This window comes from Flavobacterium sp. MMLR14_040 (assembly GCF_033657265.1).
In the GTDB taxonomy this organism is placed as follows: domain Bacteria; phylum Bacteroidota; class Bacteroidia; order Flavobacteriales; family Flavobacteriaceae; genus Flavobacterium.
The window spans coordinates 1-2,824 of the sequence record NZ_JAWVWO010000037.1 but is presented as its reverse complement, the minus strand read 5'-3'; the positions used below and the strand labels follow the sequence as shown (position 1 = coordinate 2,824).

Here is a 2,824-nt window from a genome sequence, read left to right as displayed (position 1 = left end):
TAGAGGGTGATAGTCCCGTATGGGTAACAAGTGTAATGGATAGTGGTATCCTGAGTAGGGCGGGGCACGTGAAACCCTGTCTGAATTTGGCGGGACCATCCGCTAAGGCTAAATACTCCTGAGAGACCGATAGTGAACCAGTACCGTGAGGGAAAGGTGAAAAGAACCGTGAATAACGGAGTGAAATAGATCCTGAAACCATACGCTTACAAGCGGTCGGAGCCCTTTCGTGGGGTGACGGCGTGCCTTTTGCATAATGAGCCTACGAGTTAACGTTGCTGGCAAGGTTAAGTGGTTAAGCCACGGATCCGTAGCGAAAGCGAGTCTGAATAGGGCGCTTTAGTCAGTAGTGTTAGACGCGAAACCGTGTGATCTACCCATGGGCAGGATGAAGCGCTGGTAACACAGTGTGGAGGTCCGAACCGGTTGACGTTGAAAAGTCTTCGGATGACCTGTGGGTAGGGGTGAAAGGCCAATCAAACTCGGAAATAGCTCGTACTCCCCGAAATGCATTTAGGTGCAGCGCTGAATTAAGTTATATAGAGGTAGAGCTACTGATTGGATGCGGGGGCTTCACCGCCTACCAATTCCTGACAAACTCCGAATGCTATATAATGTTTCTCAGCAGTGAGGGCTTGGGTGCTAAGGTCCAAGTCCGAGAGGGAAAGAACCCAGACCATCAGCTAAGGTCCCCAAATATACACTAAGTTGAAAGAACGAGGTTTGTCTGCCCAGACAGCTAGGATGTTGGCTTGGAAGCAGCCATTCATTTAAAGAGTGCGTAACAGCTCACTAGTCGAGCGGACGAGCATGGATAATAATCGGGCATAAGTGTATTACCGAAGCTATGGATTTACAAGCAATTGTAAGTGGTAGGGGAGCATTCCAGCAGGGTTGAAGGTGTATCGTAAGGTATGCTGGACTGGCTGGAAAAGAAAATGTAGGCATAAGTAACGATAATGCGGGCGAGAAACCCGCACACCGAAAAACTAAGGTTTCCACAGCTATGCTAATCAGCTGTGGGTTAGTCTGGTCCTAAGGCGAACCCGAAAGGGACAGTCGATGGCCAACGGGTTAATATTCCCGTACTACTAATTACTGTGATGGGGTGACGGAGTGATGAAAGCGCCGCGAACTGACGGAATAGTTCGTTGAAGTACCTACCTATAGGATCTGCAGGCAAATCCACAGATCTTGGGGAAATACGATAGTACTCGGAGTCTTCGGACAAAGAGATAGTGCGCCTAAGGGCTTCCAAGAAAAACCTCTAAACTTCAGGTAATTAGTACCAGTACCGTAAACCGACACAGGTAGTTGAGGAGAGAATCCTAAGGTGCTCGAGAGATTCATGGCTAAGGAATTAGGCAAAATAGACCTGTAACTTCGGGAGAAAGGTCGCCAGCGCAAGCTGGCCGCAGTGAAGAGGTCCAGGCGACTGTTTATCAAAAACACAGGGCTCTGCAAAATCGTAAGATGAAGTATAGGGCCTGACACCTGCCCGGTGCTGGAAGGTTAAGAGGAGATGTTATCTTCGGAGAAGCATTGAATTGAAGCCCCAGTAAACGGCGGCCGTAACTATAACGGTCCTAAGGTAGCGAAATTCCTTGTCGGGTAAGTTCCGACCTGCACGAATGGTGTAACGATCTGGACACTGTCTCAGCCATGAGCTCGGTGAAATTGTAGTAACGGTGAAGATGCCGTTTACCCGCAGTGGGACGAAAAGACCCTGTGCACCTTTACTATAGCTTAGTATTGACCTTGGATAAATGATGTGTAGGATAGGTTGGAGACTATGAAGCGGCGTCGCCAGGCGTTGTGGAGTCATTGTTGAAATACAACCCTTTGTTTATCTGAGGCCTAACCCCGGAATCCGGGGGACATTGCTTGGTGGGTAGTTTGACTGGGGTGGTCGCCTCCAAAAGAGTAACGGAGGCTTCTAAAGGTTCCCTCAGTACGCTTGGTAACCGTGCGTAGAGTGCAATGGCATAAGGGAGCTTGACTGAGAGACATACAGGTCGATCAGGTACGAAAGTAGAGCATAGTGATCCGGTGGTTCCGCATGGAAGGGCCATCGCTCAAAGGATAAAAGGTACGCCGGGGATAACAGGCTGATCTCCCCCAAGAGCTCATATCGACGGGGGGGTTTGGCACCTCGATGTCGGCTCGTCACATCCTGGGGCTGGAGAAGGTCCCAAGGGTTGGGCTGTTCGCCCATTAAAGTGGCACGCGAGCTGGGTTCAGAACGTCGTGAGACAGTTCGGTCTCTATCTACTGTGGGCGTTAGAAATTTGAGTGGATCTGATTCTAGTACGAGAGGACCGAATTGGACAAACCTCTAGTGTATCTGTTGTCCCGCCAGGGGCACCGCAGAGTAGCTACGTTTGGAAGGGATAAGCGCTGAAAGCATATAAGCGCGAAACCCACCACAAGATGAGATTTCTTTTAAGGATCGTGGAAGATGACCACGTTGATAGGCTATAGATGTAAAGGCAGTAATGTCATAGTCGAGTAGTACTAATAATCCGTAAGCTTATGTACAACCTTTTCCCGTCCGCCTCGGCGGACGGGGAGAAACTTTCTAAAAATAATAAATAAAAATACTTTTCTTTATCTCAGTATGTTAAGATATTGTTTTTAATTATCAATTATAAGTTATTAATTATTAATTAAAAAAAGATTGCCCAAAGCAATTATAACTTCTTAAGGTGGTTATTGCGGCGGGGCTCACCTCTTCCCATCCCGAACAGAGTAGTTAAGCCCGCCTGCGCAGATGGTACTGCAGTTATGTGGGAGAGTATGTCGTCGCCTTTCTTTGAAAAACCCT

At 48.2% G+C, this 2,824-nt stretch carries 2 rRNA genes (1 of these 2 cut by a window edge); both read left to right on the top strand.

What is annotated here, in order from left to right:
- Positions 1-2,538: ribosomal RNA gene (locus SD960_RS23645) — 23S ribosomal RNA — on the top strand (it extends 360 nt beyond the left edge of the window).
- A gap of 163 nt (positions 2,539-2,701) precedes the next feature.
- Positions 2,702-2,811 (top strand): 5S ribosomal RNA (gene rrf / locus SD960_RS23640).
- The last annotated feature ends 13 nt before the right edge of the window (positions 2,812-2,824 follow it).